The following is a 19,930-nucleotide window of genomic DNA, read 5'->3' as shown; positions in this document are numbered from 1 at the left end:
GGATCGCGCTGATGCGCAAACTGAATTTTTCAGGGCCGACTAATTCACCGGCAGTGAGCAAGCTGAAGAGCATGGATGAATTGTTCTCAGGCCGTCACTTCAACCGCGACGTGGTCACTGTGCGCGCGCTTGTACCCGCGACGCGCACCGGTCCGGTGCACCCGGGGTGATCGGATAGCGTGGCACCCTCACAATCAGATGGAGGTTACCGATTCACGCACATGAAGCTCGCATACGTTGCCTGGCTGCAAAGGATGCATTACTCCATGCGATTCAACCTCGAAATAGGGAAGCGCGGGTGCATTGAACACTTCGACCGGTGCACCGTGCGCGTAAGCGCCTTGAGCAATGTCGAACCGACGCGTCAAACGCCGCTCACCCTCGGCTAGCAGCAAACGGATGTCGACTATGCCCTCCGGTGCAGCAATGCCAAGTTTGAATTCGACGGCCTCGTCACATACCGCCGACAGCACGCCGTCGGCGACGACAACGAAACGCGTGTCTCGCACGTCGCCGATTGGCCCCTTGTGGGGAAACGGCACGACATGGTCCCGCCAATCCACGTCCATGTTGAGTGGCACACTTACGATCCCCGGCCGTCGCAACATCAGCACGTCCCAGATGCCGCATTCGCGGACCTCCAGTGACCGATTGATGAGCCGATGCACCGTCGTCCATTGGCCAGCGGGGGAAAGCGAGACGCGTCTGAATATCTGCAAGCCGGTCTGTTCGCAAACGTGACTTTGTATTTCAATTCCGATGGAGTCTGCGTCGCACCAGGTTTTCAACACATCGTACGGCCCACTGTCCAGGTCACGCTGCGGCGCGCCGTCTGGCCATTGCGACTCTGGCGCTACCCATGTCTTGCCACCTCCCCAAAGCGGGAAACCCCATTCACCGCAAAGCGCCTGCCACTGGTCCGCACTTCCATCCGGCGTACGCCCGGCCAATTCCTCATTGACGTACGCGAGTTCCACGCCGCGATGCCGGATACTCATCAACCGCCCTCCTATTGACGGGACAATTGTCAGTTCGATATCCGCCTGCGTCAAAATCAGCGCCCGCCAGCCACGAAACATGGCCCACTCCAGCGACCTCGTTGTGCGCCCGCTTTCGTCCGGGGTGCCCTTAAAATGGGAAATGTCGCCAATCATTTTCGCTGCTCAACTCTTGTCGATCGGCTTGCTGCGCATGAGGCCAACTGTCTCCGGTTGCGCAACCTTGCACATCACGGGTGGCAGGCCACGGGCGATCAGTTCGATGTCCGCGAGCGCGTGGCGACCAATCTCACGCAGTACCGCGTCGAGCGCTCCCGCCTGATGGGGTGAAAGCAGGACGTTGTCGATTGAACGCGCACGGTGCCCTTTCGGTAGCGGTTCTTCTGGAAACACGTCGGTAGCCACGCGGATATGGCCTTGTGCCGCGGCATCGAGCATGGCGTCGAAATCGACCACACCAGCCCGACTCACCAGCACCAGTGCGGCACCTTGTGGCATCGAGTCGAACTGTTCACGGGTCAGGAAGCCCTGGTTTTGAGACGTGACGCCCGCCACTACGAAGACCACGCGCGACTCGCGCAACACTTCTTCGAGCGTCGCCGGCTTGCAGCCGAGCGACTCCACATAGGCCGACGGCAACCATGGGTCGAATGCGCGCACGGTACCGCGAAACGGTGCCACGAGTGGCAGGATCGCGCGGCCCAGATCGCCCATCCCGACAAAGCCAATTGGCGCATCGTAGATCGAGAACGCATCGCGATTCGCATCAAGGCCATATAGCTCATGGCCATTGCGAAATCCGCGATCCGCGGCGCTGATACCGCGGGCGAGGTCGATCGCCATGCCCAACGCCGCTTCTGCCACCGGTTCCGCAAAGACCGGGCTGACATTCAGTACGCGGATGCCCTGCCGGAAACATTGAGCGTAATCGACGTTCGGCAGGAAGTTACCTTCGACGTTGACGATCGCCCGCAGTTGCGAGGCCCGGGCCAAGCGCTCGGCCGGCAGATCAATCTGTCCAACAACAATGTCCGCATGCATGACATGCGCATCGAAGATCTCATCCGTGACCGGGCCATTTTCGTGGATGTGGACTTCGCCCAGCGCGTTAAGACGCGCGAGGTCATCGGCACTGAAAATATCGGCGACGGCGCGCGGTGCCGGTGCGATGAAAAGCCGCAAGGAATTGACTGGTTGATTCATAGAGACTCCAAGAGCTGCTTTATCTACATCCGTCGTTCCGCTACATACGGATGGAGGCGGACGCAGGAATAGGTAGAGGGGGTCAGCGCGAGCGCCGAGTGAAGAGTTTGTCCGCCGCGACAACTGCGATGATCAGCACGCCCATTACGATCTGCTGGTGACGAAGACCAGAAAGCCAGCTACCGCAGCCACGGTGATGATTGGTACGGGCACGCCTGGCACGCGGCCCGCGGGATGCCGATCACTGCTCGTTTGCCTTGCTATTCGATGGGTAACCAGCGTCCCGCTTGCGATGAAGCCAGCACCGCGTCGACAACGCGCGCCGAACGCCAGCCATCGTCGAAGGTCGGCAGGCCTTCTGGCGATTGGCCATGGATCGTCGCGTAGGTATCGGCAATGAAGGCCTCGAAGCACTGCGCGTAACCCTGCGCGTGACCGGCTGGCAAGGTCGCCAGCCGCCGCTGTTCAGCGCTACCGCGAGACGGATCGCGGACTAGCAGACGCGTCTCGTCGCGGGACCCAATCCAGAGCCGTTCGGGGTCTTCCTGGTCGAAGGTCACGCTCGATCGCGCACCGTCGATTTCGAACCAGAGCCGGTTCTTGCGGCCCGCGGAAACCTGGCTGACGGTCAACGTGGCGAGTACGCCACCGGCCGTACGTAGCAGCGCACCGGCGACGTCCTCGGTACTGACGCTCTGGCGCGCGGCGGACGGCGGAAGCGTATCGTCCGAACCAGCGGCGAAAGTTTGCGCCGCATGCACGGGGCGCGCGGCGACCATGGTCTGCAACGTCGCCACCACCGATTCGAAGCGCTCGCCGCTCACCCACTCAACGAGGTCGCACCAGTGCGAGCCAATGTCCGCAAACGCACGCGAGGCACCGCCCAGCGCCGCGTCAACGCGCCAATTGGTATCCGACGCGCCGAGCAGCCAGTCCTGGAGATAGCTGCCGTGGATCAGTTGTAGCGCACCTACGCTGCCGTCCTGCACCAGTGCACGTGCTTCGCGAACCATCGGGTGATAGCGGTAAACAAAAGGCACGGCGGCAACCAGGCCGGATTTACGCGCGGCCCCCGCCAGTGTCGCCGCATCCTGCGACGTGGTCGCAAGCGGCTTTTCGCAGACAACGTGTTTGCCTGCTTCGAGCGCAGCAAGCGCCAGCGGGTAATGGCTAGCATTCGGCGTGCAGATGTGCACTACGTCCACGGCACGATCCTCAATCGCTTGTCGCGCCGAAGCGTAGACCCCCGGGATTCCGATGCGCTCCGCGGCCGCCTGCGCGCTTGCTTCACTGGAAGCCGCAATGCCGCGTACGGTCGCGCCGGCTAGCCTTGCCGCTCGCGCGTGTACCGCGCCCATCATGCCCGCACCGATGATCGCGATGCCGAGTGTCGTGTCCATCATTCGTTGCTCCTTTGTCGATCGGAACAACGATAGCGACCAACTGCTGGAGACGATAATTTGTATTATTTAATTCGATTCGCGACGTAAATGCAGCGCCTATCGCTGCCGCAGTGCAGCATTGCGGCTGCCTGCCGAAGAAAGTAAGCTCACCAGACACCCATCACCGGCGTCCTGACCGCATGATTCCCACGCCTTTATCGAGACTCGCCACCTTCGACCGGGCCTTCCGGCTCGAGGAATACGAGGTGCAAAGCAAGGTCGCGCGGCTGATTGCGTCGTCCCAAGGCGTCAGCCGTGCCGATCTGGCCCGCATGACCGGCTTCGCGCGGTCAACGATCTCGCAACTGACGCAACCATTGATCGACGCGGGACTCATCAACGAACATGGAGTCGGGGCAAACGGGCGGGGTCGGCCAGGTGCGAAGCTCATGCTGAATCCGCGCGCAGGGCTGGTGCTGGTCGCCGATATGGGCGCGACCCATGGACGGCTAGTCATCTCGGAGCTTGGTCAACGCCGGCTGGCAGAGGACGTCTTCAGCGTTGACATCGCGCTTGGTCCGGAACCGGTTCTCGATCTTGTCATCGAGCGATTTCGACAGATGCTTGCGGAGCATCACATCGCAGAGCTATCAGTGCGCAGCGTGGTGGTGGGTTTGCCAAGTCCCGTCGACTTTGGCCGAGGTGTGTGCGTCCGGCCTCCGATCATGCCGGGCTGGGATGAATTCCCGGTGTCAGAGTATCTTGAGGCCCGTCTCAAGGCGCCGGTCCTGGTCGATAACGACGTGAACCTGATGGCGCTCGGTGAGGCACGTACCCGTCCGCCTAACCAGTCGCCACTGCTGTTCGCCAAGGTATCGACGGGTATCGGGTGCGGCATCGTTACAGCCGACGGCAGTCTGCATCGCGGCGCCGATGGTTCGGCTGGCGACATCGGTCATATTCGCGTGCCGGGCCGCGACGATGTCATCTGCCGGTGCGGCAACATTGGTTGCGTGGAAGCAGTAGCGTCCACGACCGCCGTATTGCGCAGCCTCCGCGAATTACCGGACACGGGTGCGGAAAACGTCGACGATCTGGTACGCCTCGTGCGCGCGGGCAACCCTCAGGCGGTGAGACTGATCCGCGGCGCAGCAGCAGAAATAGGTGAAGTGATCGCAATGGTCGTCCATATGTTCAACCCCGCCGCGATCGTATTGGGAGGACGAATGGCTCGTATCAGCGACGACCTGCTGGCCGGCGTGCGAGCAGTCGTGTATCGACGGGCGCTGCCGCTTGCGACCCGCAGTCTGTTGATCGAAAACACGGCACTCAACCAGTACGCCGGCGCAATCGGCGGCGGCGTGCTAGCGATAGAACGCGCACTCGCGCCGCAAGGCATCGCCGCGATCCTGCATGGCGACTGATGGCTTCGGTGTGCTCACACGCCAATCTCAGCTCCCTCCGCCGAGGGAACGCGCTCGAAATGCTAACCCGTCGGACTTTGACAAACGGCGGTCCGCACCGCCGCGTTGACATCCAGTCGCCTGGAGCCAGGCGTCGCCACTGCCGCATTGAACGCCGACAATGATTGCGTCATGTCGTGTTGCCTCAGGAAGGAATGTTACCCGACGGATATTGTCGTATTGTCTTTTTCCCGTCCTTCCTTTCGTGGTTTGGCGGGCGCGCAGCGCCCGACCCCCGTCGGCTTTCGACTTCTTCGCGGTTCAAACTTCTAGCGGCGATACGGAATCACAAGGACAGAAATTAATGGCGTGCCCAGCAGTTCAACGCCTCGGACGGAGTTAGGACGTGCCGGGCGTCCGCTTTGACGTGGTGCGCGCCAGGATCGGTTCCCGCATACAGGCGCAAGAGGTCGCGCGATGCCCGCGCCAGCTCCAGCACTGCCCGACTAGGCATCCTGAACCATCGTTGCGAATGTCGCTGATCGCGCCGCAGTCCCAACGGCGGCTAACGAAGTGAACCAGCCATTGGAATGACGGCAGTCTGTGTTGCGCGAATGGCAATTATTGGCCGCACTCGGTCTTACGATAGCCGTGGCAGAGTGACGCGCGCCGATTTTGGGCGCGGCCTGCACCGCCTTCGCCAGGCCCGCCCCGGCCAGAACGGAGCAGGAGACGTGCGCATCGCGCTTATTCACCATCGCGAAATGTGGCCACAAGCGCACAGAAATTATGTCGCGAAACGCGGAGATATCGGCATGCGTCCGCGATACGACTAATGCGGTTCAGGTCGTGGGGTTCGATAACGGCTCGGGCTTGACGCTGAACCTGCGCCGAGCGGCGAGGCGCCAGTCGTCGGTGCTGATGTCGACCGGTTTTTCGGGCTGCGCTGATTGATCCGCGAAAGGGGGACATATGACACTTTTGTCATCAGGTTGTCCGGTACTTCGCGTGCTCCGTCGCCGGCAACCGTCTCAGCATGTCGCGCCGCTCATCGCTGTGTTGCTCGCCGGATTGTCTTTGCCGCATGCAGCGTCTGCCAGTGGCGTTCTGCCGAAGGGTGGCCACTATGTCGCCGGCACGGGAACTATCGCCAGTCAGTGCGATGCGCTCACCGTCACGCAACCAGGCTCGACTCGCGGCGTGATCGACTGGACCAGCTTCTCGATCGGCAGAGGCAACACCGTCACGTTCAACAACGGTTCGGGCGCAACGCTCAATCGCGTGACGGCCAGTGCGCCTTCCGTGCTTCTCGGCAGTCTGAATGCAACGGGCAGTGTGTATCTGATCAACCCGCAGGGCATCGTGGTGGGCCGCAGCGGCGTCATCAGCACGGGCGGACGTTTCGTGGCTTCGACGCTCGATCTGCCGGATACCGCTTTCATGAACGGTGGGACGCTCACGTTCTCCGGTACGTCGAATGGCAAGGTGGTGAATCTTGGCAAGATCAGTTCCAGCGGTAGCGATGTTTTCCTGATCGCACGCGACGTCGTGCTGAATGACGGCGTGGTAAGCGCACCGAACGGCACCGCCGAATACGTGGTCGGGAAAGAGGTGCTGCTGTCCGATTCGTCGAGCGCCAGGCAGCTATTCGTGCAGACAGGCAACACGGGCACCGTGATCGATCGGGGCACGACGCTGGCCGCGCAGATCAATCTCGAAGCGGCCGACGGCAATATCTATGCCCTTGCAGGCGGCGGCTCGCGCATCCGCGCAACGGGCACGGCCACGCGCGATGGTCACATCTGGCTGGTTGCCGACAAGGGTCACGTCACGCAGCAGGGAACCGTCGCTGCAACGAACGTTGATGGCAGCGGCGGCACCGTCGATACGCTCGCCGCCGCCCTGACGTTCGGGCACGATGCAGCGGTTCAGGCGGGGCTGTGGAACGTCGCCACACCAGGCTTCACCGTCGATCACACCACGGCGCGCGCTTTCATGCGCAGTCTGAACAATGGCACATCGGTCTACGCAAGCGCGACCGGCACGGATGGCGCGAGCGGCGACATGAGCGTGCTATCGAACCTCGACTGGAATAGTTCCGCGTCGCTTTCGCTGGTCGCTTTTCGCCACGTGGCCATCGGTCCGCAAACGACGATTCGCAACACCGGCAGCGGCAATCTAAGCCTGAGAGCGGACGCGTCGGGCATCGATAACCAGGGCAGCGTCGCGAACGAGGGCGTCATCGACTGGTCGGGTAGCAAAGGTCTGGTCAGCACGTATTTCGACATGAATGGCGGCAACCGTCCCGGGGTTGTGATGACAAATCCGGACTGGGTAGCATCGGCGTTTGGCGGCCCTGTCAGTCAGTACACACCTTACAAGCTTGCCAACTCGCTAGCGGATCTCGACAACATAAACCTCGATCTCTCGGGGAACTACGCGCTAGGCAAAGACCTGAACGCGGCGCCGCCGCCCGGGACGTTCAATGCACCGATAGGGGGTTTTCCTTCCAACGCTCTAACGTACAGCTACTTCAACGGACAATTCGACGGGCTCGGACACACGATATCGAACCTTTTGCTCAACGCACCCTTTTCCGACTTCGCGCCGCCTGGCGGGCTTTTCTCTGCTATTGGGACGACGGGCATCGTGCGCGACCTGAATGTGCAAGGGACGATCGCTGGCCCTGCGACCCTGGGCTACTACGGAATCCTCGCGGGCAGCAGTCTTGGCATCGTTGCGTCGGTTCACAGCAGCGGTCTGATTGACCTTCCGCTTGCCGGGATCAGCGTAAACGCGGGCGGTTTGATCGGGAACTCGCGAGGCTTGACCTATCGCTCATCGAGCAGCACCGATATCAGTACGCTTTCTGCCTATACCGGCGGCCTCATCGGGGCAGACTCTGGGAACATCCGGCAGTCGTTCGCGACGGGTAACGTAGCGGCGAACGGCGGTACAGCGGGCGGCCTGGTCGGTCAACTTGACGGATTCGTTTCCCAATCGTATGCAACAGGGTCCGTCACCGCCCAGCAAGGCGCGGTCGGCGGGCTCGTCGGCGAAAATCTGGGCTATATCGAACAGTCCTTCGCTACCGGCCATCTCCAGGCGCCCGACGGGAGAGGCGGCGTCGCGGCCGTAAACATCCTGTCCAACTTCATCGCGAGCGACGTCTTCTGGGATACGCAAACTACCGGTACCACGATCCCGGTCGTGAGTGTCGGCTACGGTGGCACGGTAGGCTTTGCACAAGGTCTCACCACCGCGCAGATGGGAGTGCCGTCCAGTTTCGTGGGCTACGACTTCGGGCCGAATGGAGTATGGGTCATGCCTGCCGGCGCGACCCACCCACTCCTGCGCTGGCAACTAGGCCCGTAAGCGCGACAGGGAAGTGGCGGCGTGGATTCTTTGGCGGCGTCGCGACCTCTGCGCCGTCTTCGGCAGCCGACGTGTTCGGCGCCTGCAGCGTCTCCCTGAATTGTCGAAGAGTGGCGACGGCACGCCGGATGACCAGTATTGCCGCACCCGCTCCCTCAGTGGGCGGCTCAGTTCGACCCCGAGCCGCCGCTCGAACTCGCGCCACAGCAACGGCTGCTTCCGAGGTGCAACTGCCAGTCGCCTCATCGAATTTGCCGAGTGGCCCTCAGCCGACATCAATCCGATGACGGCCAAACGCAGCGCAGTGACCGATTGTTCAGGCGAACGGCCGATTTGCAACCGCCCTGGCCTGATCCATCCATCCCTCCGATCGCCCGCGACTCCCTCACCACGGGATCGTTTCATTCTCCCAGCGCGTGAACGTCCCTGTTGGGCTGTCCGGGCCCAGCAGCGCGACGCGCACCGCTTCGCGAGCGCCTTCCTCGATGGTCTCGGTGCCCAAATAGCCGTTGAGGTTCGTTTTGGTAAAGCCCGGGGAGACAGCGTTGACCTTGATCCCGTGCGGTTCCAGCTCGATCGCCATGGCGACCGTCAAGGCATTGAGAGCCGTTTTGGACGCCGGATAGACGGGGCCGAAGATCGCACGGTAGGCGAAGGCCGGGTCCGAGTTCGTCGTTAGCGACCCAACGCCGCTCGACACGTTGACGATGCGGGCGCCCGGCGTCGCGCGCAGAAGCGGCAGCATCGCCTGATAAACGGCGAGCACGCCGAACACGTTGGTGTCCCACACCGCGCGCATCTCATCGAGGGACACGTTGCCCGGGCGGGTCGTTTTCGCGTACTCCTCGACGGACTGACCGGATCGCTTTTTCGTGTTCGAAATGGCGGCGTTCTGGATGAGCACGTCGAGGCGGCCGAACGCGTTGCTTACGCGCTCCGCCGCGGCTGTGACCGAAGCCTGATCCGTCACGTCGAGCTGGAGCGCGTGGCCGTCCGGCCCCACCTCCTTGGCCGCAGCCTCGCCGCGCTCGAGATTGCGCGACCCGACCAGCACAGTGAAGCCGTGTGCCGCGAGATCCTTGGCGATCTGAAGGCCGATGCCTTGATTGGCCCCGGTGACCAGGGCGACGGGTTTGTCCTGCATGGCAATCTCCTTGTGGTGTTGCGCTTTAGCGCGCAAAAGCCAGTTCCGTTTTTCAGTTCAGCTCAGCGCGATGCAGCTGGCGGGTTAGTGAGTCTCGGCCGCCCAGGCTTCGGCATCGGCGCCGGCCGGGAGGCGCATCGGCGCCGACGGATCGGTCGCTGCGCGCCACACCGCTTCGGCGACGTCCTGCGCCCGGGTGGTCGGGGCAGACGCATCCAGCATCCGCGCGAAAACGTCCTTGACAAGGTCCGCATAGGCTTCGTGGTCGAGGCCATGCATGTGGGCGCGCGCGTTGTCTCCGAAGCGGGTTTCGGGCGCACGTCCCGGCAGCACCAGCCGCACCCGTACGCCGAACTGCTCGAGTTCCAGCGCCATCGATTCGGTGAATGCGTTCACCGCCGCCTTGCTCGCACGGTATGCGGCAATCAGGGGCAGGGCCTTCAGCGTCACGCTCGACGTGACGTTCACGATCACACCGGCCCTGCGCTGGCGGAATTGGGGCAGCACCGCTTGCGTCAATGCGATCGTGCCGAAAGCGTTGGTTTCAAAAATTTCGCGTACCGTGGCGATCGGGGTTAATTCGGCCGGGGACGCCGCGCCGAACCCCGCGTTGTTGACGAGGACGTCGATCGGCCCTGCGGCCTCGACAGTCGCGCGAATGCTGTCCGGGTCCGTGATGTCGAGCGCAAGCACGCGCAGACCGTCGGCGGGCGGCAGCACATCCGCGCGCGGCATGCGCATTGTGGCGATGACGTGCCAGTCGCGCGCGAGGAAGTAACGGGCGATCTCAAGGCCGAATCCGGAAGAGCAGCCGGTGATCAGTACGGTTTTCATGGGGACTCCTGTGGGCAAGGTGTCCGTACGATAGATCGCCAAGGCCGTACTTGCTACAATCGATCATCCGAATTTCATTTGCAGGAGTCCGGCGGTGATCGACCCGTTGGCCGAAGTCGTGACGCTGCTGCAGCCGGGCGCCCGGTTCTCCAAGCTCGTCCACGGCGCAAGTCCCTGGCACATTTGCCGCTCGGTCGCCGGCCAGCCGTTCTATTGCGTGATTCTCGAGGGCGGCTGCCGCATCGCGATCGACGGACATGAGGCCATCGAGCTCCTGTCAGGCGACTTTGTCCTGATTCCGGCGGCTTACGGCGTAGCGATGTCGAGCCTCGAGCCGCCATCGCCGGGCGTCGAGACGCGGCCGCCCGCCGCGCTGGGCGACGGCGAATTCAGAATCGGCGACCCCGATCGCCCCATCGACGCGCGCATGGTGGCCGGCCACTGCAGTTTCGGCTCACCGGATGCATCGCTGCTGGTCTCGCTGCTCCCGCAACTCGTGCATGTGCGCGGCGAACAGCGGCTGGCCACGCTCGTGCAACTGGTGCGAGAGGAAACACGGGAGCAGCGGCCCGCGCGCGAGGTCGTGCTCGCACGACTGCTGGAAGTGCTGCTCATCGAAGCGCTGCGGTCCGCGGCACAGACTAATGCGTCGCCGGGCCTGGTGCGCGGGCTTTCCGATGGCCGCCTCGCGGCCGCGATCCGCGGGATGCACGAACATCCGACACGCGCCTGGACCGTTGCTGAACTCGCGAAGGAGGCCGCACTCTCGCGCTCGGCCTTTTTCGAGCGCTTCAGTCGCACGGTCGGCATCGCGCCGATGGAATACCTGCTCACTTGGCGCATGGCACTCGCGAAGGACCTGCTGCGTCGCAATGAAGGCCGCATCGCCGAGATTGCGCAGCGCATCGGCTACAGTTCAGCCAGCACCTTCAGCGTCGCCTTCACGCGGCACGTCGGTCGGCCGCCCACGCAGTATGCGCGCGAGGTGCAGGCGGTCGCGAACGGCGCATGAGGCGGCTCAAATCGGCTGTTCTCAGATGTGGACGCGCGTCCCTATGCGATCCGCACTCACCAGGAATGTCCGTTATCGAGACCGCTACAGCCCATCGAATGTCTGGCGTCTACGGCCGATGTATGACCGCAGGTGGCCGACCGCTGCCTGATGCATCTGATGCATCCCGACCCAAACCCGTCCTCTACGACACCACCAACGAATGACCACTCGTCATCATTCAGGCGCGCAGTGGACGTCAAATTTGATGAGCTTCGTCGGACCGAATGTGTTGCTGATCGCAACGTCGGCGGCATCGCGGCCGCGCGCCATCAGCACACGACCGATACGCGGCACGTTGTTGCGCGGATCGAAGGTCTGCCAGGAGCCGCCCACATAGGCTTCGAACCATGCCGCGAAATCCATCGTGCTCCACGGCGGCGGCACACCGACGTCACTGATGTAGCCCGTGCAGTAGCGCGCCGGAATATTCATCGCGCGGCATAGCGCCACGGCCAGATGAGCGAAGTCGCGACACACGCCCTTGCGTTCCTGCCACGCCTGAAACGCGGTCTTGGTCGGCCGTGCAAATTCGTATCCGAACGTGACATGGCGATGCACGTAGTCGCAAATCGCCTGCACCCGGTGGCGGCCCGGAGGCGTATTGGAAAACAGTTTCCAGGCAATGTCGGACAGCAGATCGGTTTCGCAATAGCGGCTGCCGAGCAGGAACACCAGACATTCATCCGGAAGCGTTTCGACGGCATGCTGATAGTCGAACGGCTCGCGCGTCTCGGGTTGATCGGAGACGTTGAGCAGCGCGGTGGTGGAGAGCGAAATCAGCCCCTGCGGCGCGACGATGCGGCTGCACAGATTGCCGAAGCTATCGCGATACTGCGTGATCGCCACCGGCGGATCGACCACCAGCAGATCGGCAGACAGGACATCCTGCACGCGGGAAAAATGCGTGTTCAACATCAACATCATTGGTGTCGGCTGCGCGCACTCGTAGATCAGTTCATAGCCCACGCGAAGTTTCATCTGACCATCCTTCCATTGATAAAGTCGTAACGCGCTGAGCGCTCAGGCGTCTTCGGTCACGCTCACGTCGACCTCAAGACTGCGGAACGAATGCATCGCGCCGTGCCATGTGCCCCAGAGCGGCAGCGCCTGATCGTGATTCCACGCTACCGCCACACGAATCAGATGCCGGTTGCCGACGATGCTGTTGGTCGGATCGAAATCGACCCAGCCTGCACCGGGAAGATAGATCTGCAGCCATGCGTGGGTCGCGCCGCCGCCCAGGGTGGTGTCGTGGTCCGGCACGAAGATATAGCCACTGACGAACCGGGCCGCGAGGCCAAGCGAGCGGACGGCATCCATCATCAGCACCGCGAAATCGCGGCAACTGCCGCTGCGCAGGCGTAGCGTGTCGGCAGGACGATTGACGCCCTTCTCGACGCGCCGCACGTACATGAAGTTGTTCTTGATCTCGAGCGTCATGCTGCGCAACAACGTCATCGTGCCCGTCGTGCCGCCGGGGTCGATAAAGCGTCGCGCCCACAGGTCGACATCGTCGTTCGGAAACTGTCGGCTTCGCGCGTTCACCAGATCAGAGGCTTCCTCGCTCGTATACGCGAAGGGCCAGGTCGACGCATAGGCTTCCAGCGAATAGTCAGGCAGCGGCGCCTCGTAATGTTCGAGCGTCACCTCGCTTCTGAAGAGCAGCTCGGATGCTTCGACCGAAAACGTGGCGACTGCGACCGAGTTGTCGAAGACATCGTGCAACCAATACAGCCGTTCAGGTGTGGGCGTGATCAGCAACTGCGCGGTGAGAAGCCGCAGATCATGACTCGCACGCGGGCGGAACATCATGCGATGCTCGCCGAAGCGCACTGGCTCCCAGTAGTGGTAGACGCTCTGGTGCCGCACGGTTAAACGTTGCGGCGCGCTCATTGCGTTTCGCCGCGAACAAACTTGCTCACCATTTCGCCCCCAAAAGGAAAGCCCACCGCGACAGCACGAACCGGGGCGGCAATCGGTCACGACTCAGACACGCGCTGAAAACGATCAGCAATTAGAGGCAACAAGGTGCAGCCCGAATTGCAATGACGCTCTTTCTACCGGGCCGCTGCTACACCTTCGTCGAAAGTGCGCACAAGCAAAGTGAAACGACCGCGCCTCACATGCGCGTGTCGGTTACTTCTTCGTCACGCCGCTCGACACAGAAGTCTTCGGGGTAGACGTCTTGAACAGACCTGCTCCGGGAGATGGTAAATTTTTAGGTTGTTTAGGCTTCTTTGCCTCGCGATTACTACGCAGTTGACCTTTTGCCATTTCGCTCCCCATTTAGGCGCCCACGGAAGGGGCCGCTCTGCGACTCATTCTGGGCGCATTTTTAATTACTGTCGCGATCTATTTAAAAGACCCGATCACACACCTTAAGGGGTAAGTGCACAAGTTTGCTGATATTGCGCAAGTTTGCTGATAGTGCCTGCTCTCTTCATGCACCCAGCCGCCGGTTTGCCGATTGTTCTTGCTTTGTCGCGCCATGCGGCGCACTCTCGGATAGCCAACTTGAGCGCGCAAGCGGCTTTCATCGACTCGCCACTCGTGTCCGGCTCGCCAGTACCGGCGGGAATACGCGTTGAATCTCGCACGCGAATGAGCATTGCGACCTTGATGTGGCGCGTCGCCGTGCTCAAGCGTGCTTTCTGGCCTCAGGCCACTGCCTTGAAGTTGCACGCTCTTTTTGCAGGCGTCCAGATGCTGAAGCGAACCCCAATGAGCCCGATCATGTCGGCCAGACCGCAAGACTATGTGGCGACCCAGAAAGCTCGCGTCGAAGCCTTGCGGCAGGCGGAGTCCGACCGCGCCCAGAAGCGGCTCGACGATGATGCGCGCATCGATATCAACGCCGCGAAGTGGCGCTACGTCTCTTCGAGAGATTAGATGGCAAAAAGCAAGATCGTGCTCAGCTTCCCAAATCCCAGTCGCTCTTATGACACCTCCCAGGCATCGTGTATGTTTCTGGGGCTACGACAATTCTCGCGAGATCGCGTTTCTCGTCGATGGTCAAATGCTGACGAAGCTCAACCCCGGAATCCGTAGGGAGGAAACCGACCTGCTCGCGGCGTTCGATCGTAATCGCGACCGGATACTGGAACTGGCCAAAACGTGATATAAGGGTGGCCCGCAGATCAGGTACACGATCTCCTGAATCGAAGATCGGGCGCGATCACTTTTTAGTTGCGGGGATGCGAGGCGCGAGCAGGGTTCGAACACGCAGCCAATATTACTCGGCCCGAACGCCCCCATACGTTCAATATGAAGCAGGCAGCAGATCGCCCAGCGCCTGGTACACCGCTTCACGAAAAAGCGCAACCGCTGAAGACTGGCCAAACTCCACGGTGCGATCGACAATCTTGCCTGTCGCCTGATCCGGGCCGAGCGACACTCGCGATGTCGTGACACAATACATAGGCGGTCGGCGCCCTGGGGTAAAAAGCTCACCTGAGTAGCAGTCCCGCAACGCGGCCGCGAAGTGGAAGCGGTGTTCGGAGCGACCTGGCTACATTTGCGGGAGCGCCACGAGCACGCTCACACGCACGAGACACCGGAACCAAACCACCGAGGTCGCCATGACGAGCACCATCAGCACGTTCATGACTTCCCGTGGGACGGGCAGGAACCACATACCCCCACATAAGCGTGAACCCGTAACACACAAGCATCGCCACCATCGTCATTGACTTCGCGTGATTTCAATGTCCGCAGCAGCGCGATTATCGGTCGCTCACTCTATCGCTTTGATCGACTCCTAATGGCCGCGTGCTGCCCGATCCGAACGGTATCCGCAACCCGAACGCCGCGCGCCCGCGATCGGCAGCGCCCGACCCGTTGCCGCCATTCGAATTTGCGCAAAGCTGCCGTTCAGTTACCCATACTAAAACCCACGCATCAGATCGGCGTTGGTTCGACTCATCGAGGCGCGACGACCACGCGCAACGTGCCGGCGCTTGGAGCATGCGGACCGGCTGCGCTCGAGGAAACTGCACCCAGACCACGAAGTACAGCCGAGGCCAGAACCGTGAACGGCGTGTGGGCCCAACCCGCTTGCCTCATTGCCTGCATCTCCATAGCCTGCAATTCGGCTTCGGTCATCGACGCCGTGACGATCGTCACGCCCGACGGCTGACCATCCACGGACATCGCGATGGGGTCCGTGTTGGACCTTGGGACCGGGATCGGCGCCAGGCCGGTTATCCTCCACCCGGCAGCCTCAAGCGCTCTCGCTATCTGCTGAGCCACGTCGAAGCATTCAGGGTCGTCCCGGAGGTACATAATTTCAACGGGTTCGGACGGTTGCCCTCGAAGCTCTTCTAGAAACGCGTCACGTTGGAGTTGCCGGTGACCCACCTGCCGGCGCAACTCCTCTAATTTGAGTTCGGCTTCGCTGCTTCGAGCGTGCGCTTCCGCGCTACGGGCGTTTGCCGCCGCGATTTGTGCCTGAGACTGGGCCTGCGTCACGTCCGATATCTTGTGACCGATGACGGCTGTGAACAGGCCGCCGAAAACCGCGACTCCGCCCGTTATCGCGGTCACCCAGAATCCGATCACGCACAGGCGATCCCAGACCTCGATCGAAAACCCCCAGAACCCCATAGAACCGCTCCCCGTACTCATTCTTCTCTCCGGTGGGTCACGGAACGCCGTCCAACGCTCTTCGGTCACTGCGGCAGCCATCGGCGTTCTTTCGTGCGATCGTAGCACGGTCGTGCGAGCGCGGAGACCGGCACAACGCTCCGCTTGCGACGGTGCAGAGCGCCGTCAGAACTGGACTTGAACCACGGGCATCTCACGACCCTGAGCCGCCCCTCGAGCAGGCGCAGACTGAGCGGCAGCTTTCAAGGATAGAACGGCCACCGCTCCACTGGAGCAGGCGGCAACCGTTGCGATGGTTGCACTCATTTGCTATCGCCGTTGGTCCAAGGAAAGTTGGCCGCACTGGGACCGCTTCGGTTGAGACGAATGTCGATCACCGAGCGGCCATCGCGGAAAGCGTCGACCTGGGAGATTAGTGCCTCAGTTTTCACCTTGTCTCGAAGAATCTCTTCCGGAACCGCGGCGAACCGGTACAGCGAATCAAACTCGAAACGTTTAACGAAGCTATTCGCGAGGAATCCGGCTCGTAGCTTCGCTTTACGGCACCGACACGAGCGACTACGCTGCTATGAGAGCCGCGCTGGTCGGCCCTGAAGTTATCGCAACACGTTGCGCCTTGCCTTCGAGGAGAGCACGCGGCGGACGCCGAACAACTCTATTCAAGCTGGAGCTTCGTCGATGAACCCCGAAATCTATCAGCCGTCTATTGAAGCCTGCGATGCTTGTGCCGCTGCCTGCGATCGCTGCGCATCCGCCTGCCTCGATGAACCGGGCCGGGTTAACATGGCCAAATGTATTCGCCTCAACGCCGATTGCGCTTCGCTATGCCGCCTCACATCTGCGGCCTTGGCTCGACAAAGCCATTTCGCACCCGAGTTTTGCGAACTCTGCGCACGGATCTGTGACGAGTGCGCCGATGAATGTGCGCGGCACGTACCCGAGCACTGCGGAACATGCAGCGATGCGTGCCGGAGATGCGCGGAAGCCTGCCGCGCAATCTAGTGTCTTGCTCAGCAACAGCGCGCCCGCCGACGGCCAGCGCGTCGCGTATCGGGTCGGAAATGCCCCACCCGGTTTGAGGATGTCATGGAACCTAGGCTCCAATTGCAGGAAGTCACCATTCCGGTGGAGGACGCCTCCCTGATGGGCACACTCGCGCTGCCACAGGACGCTCAATCACTGGTTCTACTCGCGCACGGCAGCGGCAGTTCACGATTCAGCCCTCGTAACCAGTACGTGGCCACCGAACTCAATCGGGCCAAGATCGGAACGCTGCTGATGGACTTGCTCTCCGAGCAGGAAGACACCGGTCCCGCTGCCCGCTTCGACATCAAGCTGCTGGCGATGCGTCTCGCGCAAGCAACGGCCTGGATCGCGGCGAAGCAGACGACACGCCTCTCTTTCGGCTACTTCGGCGCGAGCACGGGCGCGGCTGCGGCGATCCGCGCGGCGCACGTGTCGTCGGTCCCGGTTGAGGCGATCGTTTCGCGAGGCGGCAGGCCCGATCTCGCCGGACGCGACGTCCTCGCCGCGGCGCAGGCGCCTACGTTGCTCGTGGTAGGCGGGCTCGACGTCAATGTCATCGAAGTCAACCGGGAGGCCTTCGCTCTGCTCGAATGTCCGAAGGATCTTGTGATCGTCCCCGGCGCCACCCACCTGTTCGAAGAACCCGGCACACTGGAAGCCGTTTCACGGTACGCGGTGCAGTGGTTCAAGCGTTATCTCGGCGCCTAAGCGCCCGAACGCAGCACGAGCGTGTCGTTAGCGCGGCGCTCCACAGTGGCGCCCAATGGCTGACTCTCCCGATTCAGCGTTTCGTGTAACCATCGAATGCCTTCTTCAGGCGCCCGGTTGATCTGGAAGTGGCGTGTCTGCGTCGGCGTCATCGACAGTTCGGTCAGCGTGCCCGTTTCAAGGTCGAGCGTTGGAAAATACATCAGCGCAAGGTCGCTGCGAAACGCTACCTGACCGCCGATACCTTCATAGTCGTTGATGAAGTCCCCGGCGCCGTACAGGACGAGTTTGCCTCGATACAGCTCGATGCCCTTCACGTGATGCGACGAATGGCCGTGTACGAGATCCACGCCCGCCGAATCGATGAGTTCGTGCGCGAAGTATCGCTGCGAAGCAGGTATGTCGAAATCGAAGTTCTCGCCCCAATGGATCGAGACGATGACAATGTCGGCTGCCTGCCTGACCGCTCGCACCTGCGCCGCGATCGTGCATACGGTGTCAGCCGAAAGATCAGGGAGCCGGTTCACGCCGGCTCGGCCCCAACCGGCGGCCCAGTCCGCGCCCACGCCGCTGCATTCCGTGGCAAAGGCGAAGATCATCACTCTGCCGCCGCCCGCCAGTTCGATCAAGGCAGGCGCGGCGGCCTCGACGTCGTCCTGCCCCGCGCCAGCCGTATGAATGCCGGCTGAACGCAAGGCATTCAGAGTTTCCGTCAACCCGCGAAAGCCCCAATCGAGCACATGATTATTCGCGAGCGCGCAGCAGTCGATTTTCGCGGCGCTCAAGACGGGCGCGTTGGCGGGATGCATGCGGTAGTGGATGCCCTTTCCGGGCCATGCGTCCTCGCTGGATGTGACGGCCGTCTCGAGGTTGATGAGGCGCGTGGCAGGACTCATGCGCTCCAGTTCGAGCAGCGCATCGCCCCACACGTAGCTGAACGGGACACACTCCGGTAACGAGCCGGTTTTCGCTTCAGCGAGGCGCACATAGCCTCTCGCCGAACGCATATGGGGTTCGAAGAGATGAGGCAGGTTCGGATGCGGCAGTATCTGATCGATACCGCGTCCCAACATCACGTCCCCGCACAGAAACAGCTTGATGCAGTTCATCCTTCTGGAAAAAACCAATGTTCCCGGTGCGGTAAGCCGCCCAGAACGCCTTCAAGATAGTTTGCTGGCACTTCGGCGTCTAGCGTTCGGGGCTGTACAGAAGCGCCTGCCGCGTGCAATCACTGCTTCGCACCCGCGACGCAGTTTCTACAATCGTCCCGCTCTCTCGCTCACGACCGACGATGCGATCGCGTACCGGGCGTTGCTGCGACGGCCGCGCCGGCCGGGCCGGCCACAGCCGCGCGATTCCGCCGAATAGCGGGCGTTCGCACGCGGCCAGACGGTCCGCTCGCCGCGTATGCGCTCGCCGTGCTGCGCGCGCTCTTTGCGTGGCTCGTCGGCCAGCACTACGTGATCATCAATCCGTTTGCCGGCGTCATGGTGCGCGGCGACACTCCGAACTCTTGAGCGTTCGTGGAAAACGGGATTGCGGTCCATGCTAACGCCGAACGTTCAATGTGCGCATCGACCGCGTCGTGCGAATCTTGATGCACAGTGCAGCCCATTCTCAGGTGATTTTGGACGCAGCGGGCCGGGGCACCATATCGCATGGCGCCTCCTGAATTGCTAGCCCTCGTTCACTGAGCGCCTGGGAGCGGACTCCTCATCAGCGTCTCGTGATGTTGACGGCCACGATTTCGTATCCGGGGTCGGCGTGCTCGTTCGCGACTTTGTTCGCATCCTCATACGAGAGAAAGGACGTGGCTTCCTTAATCTCCGGTGCCATGCCGATATCGCCGTCCTCTGCGGTGCAGAGGAAGTTCTCGCCAGTCTTCACAACGTAGACGGTCGTCATGTCTCTCTCCATGGCTGCAGGGGAACTTCCAGTCTAGCAGGCCGGATGGGTTGCACACGTATCGCTGCCGAATTCCTGACGGCCTGCGTATCGCGCGCGAGAAGCAAGGTACTGGTGCTCGATCTTTAGCCGAGATGTTCGATTAGACTCGCGATGCAGCGGTAGCCTCTCGAGCGCAACGGGCCGTTGTCGGATATGAAGCCGACCTTCGTATGTCTCTTCTCACGCACGGACGAAAGGCTGATGATGGCCGACTGTACGCGTTCACCCGTCAGCACCATAAGCCGACGTTCAGA

General features: G+C 61.9%; 17 protein-coding genes and 3 pseudogenes. 9 read left to right on the top strand and 11 right to left on the bottom strand.

The genetic code is table 11. The annotated features are described in order from the left end of the window. Positions 1–194: 194 nt before the first annotated feature. From OKW37_RS00400 to OKW37_RS00390, 3 genes are all read right to left on the bottom strand, one after another. On the bottom strand, positions 195–1,154 hold the full coding sequence (locus tag OKW37_RS00400) for a hypothetical protein (RefSeq protein WP_429401316.1): 960 nt from the start codon (positions 1,152–1,154) through the stop codon (positions 195–197). A 9-nt stretch (positions 1,155–1,163) separates the two neighbouring features. Beyond that, positions 1,164–2,201: a hydroxyacid dehydrogenase gene (locus OKW37_RS00395; protein ID WP_429401314.1), complete on the bottom strand. Its 1,038-nt coding sequence runs from the start codon at positions 2,199–2,201 to the stop codon at positions 1,164–1,166. A gap of 260 nt (positions 2,202–2,461) precedes the next feature. Then, positions 2,462–3,604: a Gfo/Idh/MocA family protein gene (locus OKW37_RS00390; protein ID WP_429401312.1), complete on the bottom strand. Its 1,143-nt coding sequence runs from the start codon at positions 3,602–3,604 to the stop codon at positions 2,462–2,464. Between the two features lie 179 nt (positions 3,605–3,783). On the opposite strand from OKW37_RS00390, the gene OKW37_RS00385 reads away from it, so the two are divergent. Both OKW37_RS00385 and OKW37_RS00380 read left to right on the top strand, forming a co-directional pair. Next, on the top strand, positions 3,784–5,007 hold the full coding sequence (locus OKW37_RS00385; protein ID WP_429401309.1) for an ROK family protein: 1,224 nt from the start codon (positions 3,784–3,786) through the stop codon (positions 5,005–5,007). 951 nt (positions 5,008–5,958) lie between these two features. Next, a complete protein-coding gene (locus OKW37_RS00380) occupies positions 5,959–8,361 on the top strand; it encodes a filamentous hemagglutinin N-terminal domain-containing protein (RefSeq protein ID WP_429401307.1) in 2,403 nt (800 codons plus the stop codon). Positions 8,362–8,746: 385 nt separating this feature from the next. Here OKW37_RS00380 and OKW37_RS00375 read toward each other — a convergent pair whose 3' ends face one another. Further along, positions 8,747–9,505: an SDR family oxidoreductase gene (locus OKW37_RS00375; RefSeq protein ID WP_429401305.1), complete on the bottom strand. Its 759-nt coding sequence runs from the start codon at positions 9,503–9,505 to the stop codon at positions 8,747–8,749. Positions 9,506–9,589: 84 nt separating this feature from the next. Continuing rightward, the gene (locus tag OKW37_RS00370; RefSeq protein WP_429401303.1) at positions 9,590–10,339 is read right to left on the bottom strand and encodes an SDR family oxidoreductase; all 750 of its coding nucleotides are present in this window, start codon (positions 10,337–10,339) and stop codon (positions 9,590–9,592) included. Between the two features lie 94 nt (positions 10,340–10,433). Between OKW37_RS00370 and OKW37_RS00365 the strand changes: the two genes are divergently transcribed. Beyond that, on the top strand, positions 10,434–11,351 hold the full coding sequence (locus OKW37_RS00365; RefSeq protein WP_429401301.1) for an AraC family transcriptional regulator: 918 nt from the start codon (positions 10,434–10,436) through the stop codon (positions 11,349–11,351). 216 nt (positions 11,352–11,567) lie between these two features. Here OKW37_RS00365 and OKW37_RS00360 read toward each other — a convergent pair whose 3' ends face one another. Together OKW37_RS00360 and OKW37_RS00355 are read right to left on the bottom strand one after the other, a co-directional pair. Further along, positions 11,568–12,371: a transglutaminase-like domain-containing protein gene (locus OKW37_RS00360; protein ID WP_090812139.1), complete on the bottom strand. Its 804-nt coding sequence runs from the start codon at positions 12,369–12,371 to the stop codon at positions 11,568–11,570. Positions 12,372–12,413: 42 nt separating this feature from the next. After that, positions 12,414–13,286 (bottom strand): transglutaminase family protein, encoded by an 873-nt coding sequence (locus OKW37_RS00355; protein WP_429401299.1) that lies wholly within the window; start codon positions 13,284–13,286, stop codon positions 12,414–12,416. Positions 13,287–13,994: 708 nt separating this feature from the next. Here OKW37_RS00355 and OKW37_RS00350 point away from each other — a divergent pair. Both OKW37_RS00350 and OKW37_RS00345 read left to right on the top strand, forming a co-directional pair. After that, positions 13,995–14,282 (top strand): hypothetical protein, encoded by a 288-nt coding sequence (locus OKW37_RS00350; RefSeq protein WP_429401297.1) that lies wholly within the window; start codon positions 13,995–13,997, stop codon positions 14,280–14,282. After that, positions 14,283–14,511, top strand: a pseudogene (locus OKW37_RS00345) (DUF1488 domain-containing protein). Positions 14,512–14,652: 141 nt separating this feature from the next. Here OKW37_RS00345 and OKW37_RS00340 read toward each other — a convergent pair. Next, positions 14,653–14,787, bottom strand: a complete 135-nt coding sequence (locus tag OKW37_RS00340) for a hypothetical protein (protein WP_260335711.1) — start codon at positions 14,785–14,787, stop codon at positions 14,653–14,655. Between the two features lie 111 nt (positions 14,788–14,898). Here OKW37_RS00340 and OKW37_RS00335 point away from each other — a divergent pair. Beyond that, a pseudogene (locus OKW37_RS00335) lies at positions 14,899–15,082 on the top strand (EamA family transporter); the annotation flags it as partial. Positions 15,083–15,311: 229 nt separating this feature from the next. Here OKW37_RS00335 and OKW37_RS00330 read toward each other — a convergent pair. Beyond that, positions 15,312–16,016 (bottom strand): hypothetical protein, encoded by a 705-nt coding sequence (locus OKW37_RS00330; protein WP_429401295.1) that lies wholly within the window; start codon positions 16,014–16,016, stop codon positions 15,312–15,314. Between the two features lie 657 nt (positions 16,017–16,673). On the opposite strand from OKW37_RS00330, the gene OKW37_RS00325 reads away from it, so the two are divergent. Next, positions 16,674–16,997, top strand: a complete 324-nt coding sequence (locus OKW37_RS00325) for a four-helix bundle copper-binding protein (protein WP_184041155.1) — start codon at positions 16,674–16,676, stop codon at positions 16,995–16,997. A gap of 84 nt (positions 16,998–17,081) precedes the next feature. Continuing rightward, entirely contained in the window at positions 17,082–17,729 is a 648-nt protein-coding gene (locus OKW37_RS00320) for a dienelactone hydrolase family protein (RefSeq protein WP_184041157.1), read from the top strand. Here the strand turns inward: OKW37_RS00320 and OKW37_RS00315 are convergent. Next, on the bottom strand, positions 17,726–18,838 hold the full coding sequence (locus OKW37_RS00315) for a CapA family protein (protein ID WP_429401293.1): 1,113 nt from the start codon (positions 18,836–18,838) through the stop codon (positions 17,726–17,728). The genes OKW37_RS00320 and OKW37_RS00315 overlap by 4 nt on opposite strands. Positions 18,839–18,992: 154 nt before the next feature. On the opposite strand from OKW37_RS00315, the pseudogene OKW37_RS00310 reads away from it, so the two are divergent. Next, positions 18,993–19,228, top strand: a pseudogene (locus OKW37_RS00310) (integrase); the annotation flags it as partial. Positions 19,229–19,445: 217 nt separating this feature from the next. On the opposite strand, the gene OKW37_RS00305 reads toward OKW37_RS00310, so the two are convergent. Further along, the gene (locus tag OKW37_RS00305) at positions 19,446–19,634 is read right to left on the bottom strand and encodes a hypothetical protein (protein ID WP_429401291.1); all 189 of its coding nucleotides are present in this window, start codon (positions 19,632–19,634) and stop codon (positions 19,446–19,448) included. Positions 19,635–19,930 lie beyond the last annotated feature (296 nt).

Origin of the sequence: Paraburkholderia sp. MM5482-R2 (genome assembly GCF_050436125.1) — a bacterium.
In the GTDB taxonomy this organism is placed as follows: Bacteria; Pseudomonadota; Gammaproteobacteria; order Burkholderiales; family Burkholderiaceae; genus Paraburkholderia; species Paraburkholderia tuberum.
This window is presented reverse-complemented; position numbering and strand designations above follow the sequence as displayed.

Coding starts and splice junctions, on each gene's coding strand:
- OKW37_RS00400 (WP_429401316.1), bottom strand. CDS start 1,154: ATGATTGGCGACATTTCCCATTTTAAGGGCACCCCGGACGAAAGCGGG.
- OKW37_RS00395 (WP_429401314.1), bottom strand. CDS start 2,201: ATGAATCAACCAGTCAATTCCTTGCGGCTTTTCATCGCACCGGCACCG.
- OKW37_RS00390 (WP_429401312.1), bottom strand. CDS start 3,604: ATGATGGACACGACACTCGGCATCGCGATCATCGGTGCGGGCATGATG.
- OKW37_RS00385 (WP_429401309.1), top strand. CDS start 3,784: ATGATTCCCACGCCTTTATCGAGACTCGCCACCTTCGACCGGGCCTTC.
- OKW37_RS00380 (WP_429401307.1), top strand. CDS start 5,959: ATGACACTTTTGTCATCAGGTTGTCCGGTACTTCGCGTGCTCCGTCGC.
- OKW37_RS00375 (WP_429401305.1), bottom strand. CDS start 9,505: ATGCAGGACAAACCCGTCGCCCTGGTCACCGGGGCCAATCAAGGCATC.
- OKW37_RS00370 (WP_429401303.1), bottom strand. CDS start 10,339: ATGAAAACCGTACTGATCACCGGCTGCTCTTCCGGATTCGGCCTTGAG.
- OKW37_RS00360 (WP_090812139.1), bottom strand. CDS start 12,371: ATGAAACTTCGCGTGGGCTATGAACTGATCTACGAGTGCGCGCAGCCG.
- OKW37_RS00355 (WP_429401299.1), bottom strand. CDS start 13,286: ATGAGCGCGCCGCAACGTTTAACCGTGCGGCACCAGAGCGTCTACCAC.
- OKW37_RS00350 (WP_429401297.1), top strand. CDS start 13,995: ATGAGCATTGCGACCTTGATGTGGCGCGTCGCCGTGCTCAAGCGTGCT.
- OKW37_RS00330 (WP_429401295.1), bottom strand. CDS start 16,016: ATGAGTACGGGGAGCGGTTCTATGGGGTTCTGGGGGTTTTCGATCGAG.
- OKW37_RS00325 (WP_184041155.1), top strand. CDS start 16,674: ATGAACCCCGAAATCTATCAGCCGTCTATTGAAGCCTGCGATGCTTGT.
- OKW37_RS00320 (WP_184041157.1), top strand. CDS start 17,082: ATGGAACCTAGGCTCCAATTGCAGGAAGTCACCATTCCGGTGGAGGAC.
- OKW37_RS00315 (WP_429401293.1), bottom strand. CDS start 18,838: ATGAACTGCATCAAGCTGTTTCTGTGCGGGGACGTGATGTTGGGACGC.
- OKW37_RS00305 (WP_429401291.1), bottom strand. CDS start 19,634: ATGACGACCGTCTACGTTGTGAAGACTGGCGAGAACTTCCTCTGCACC.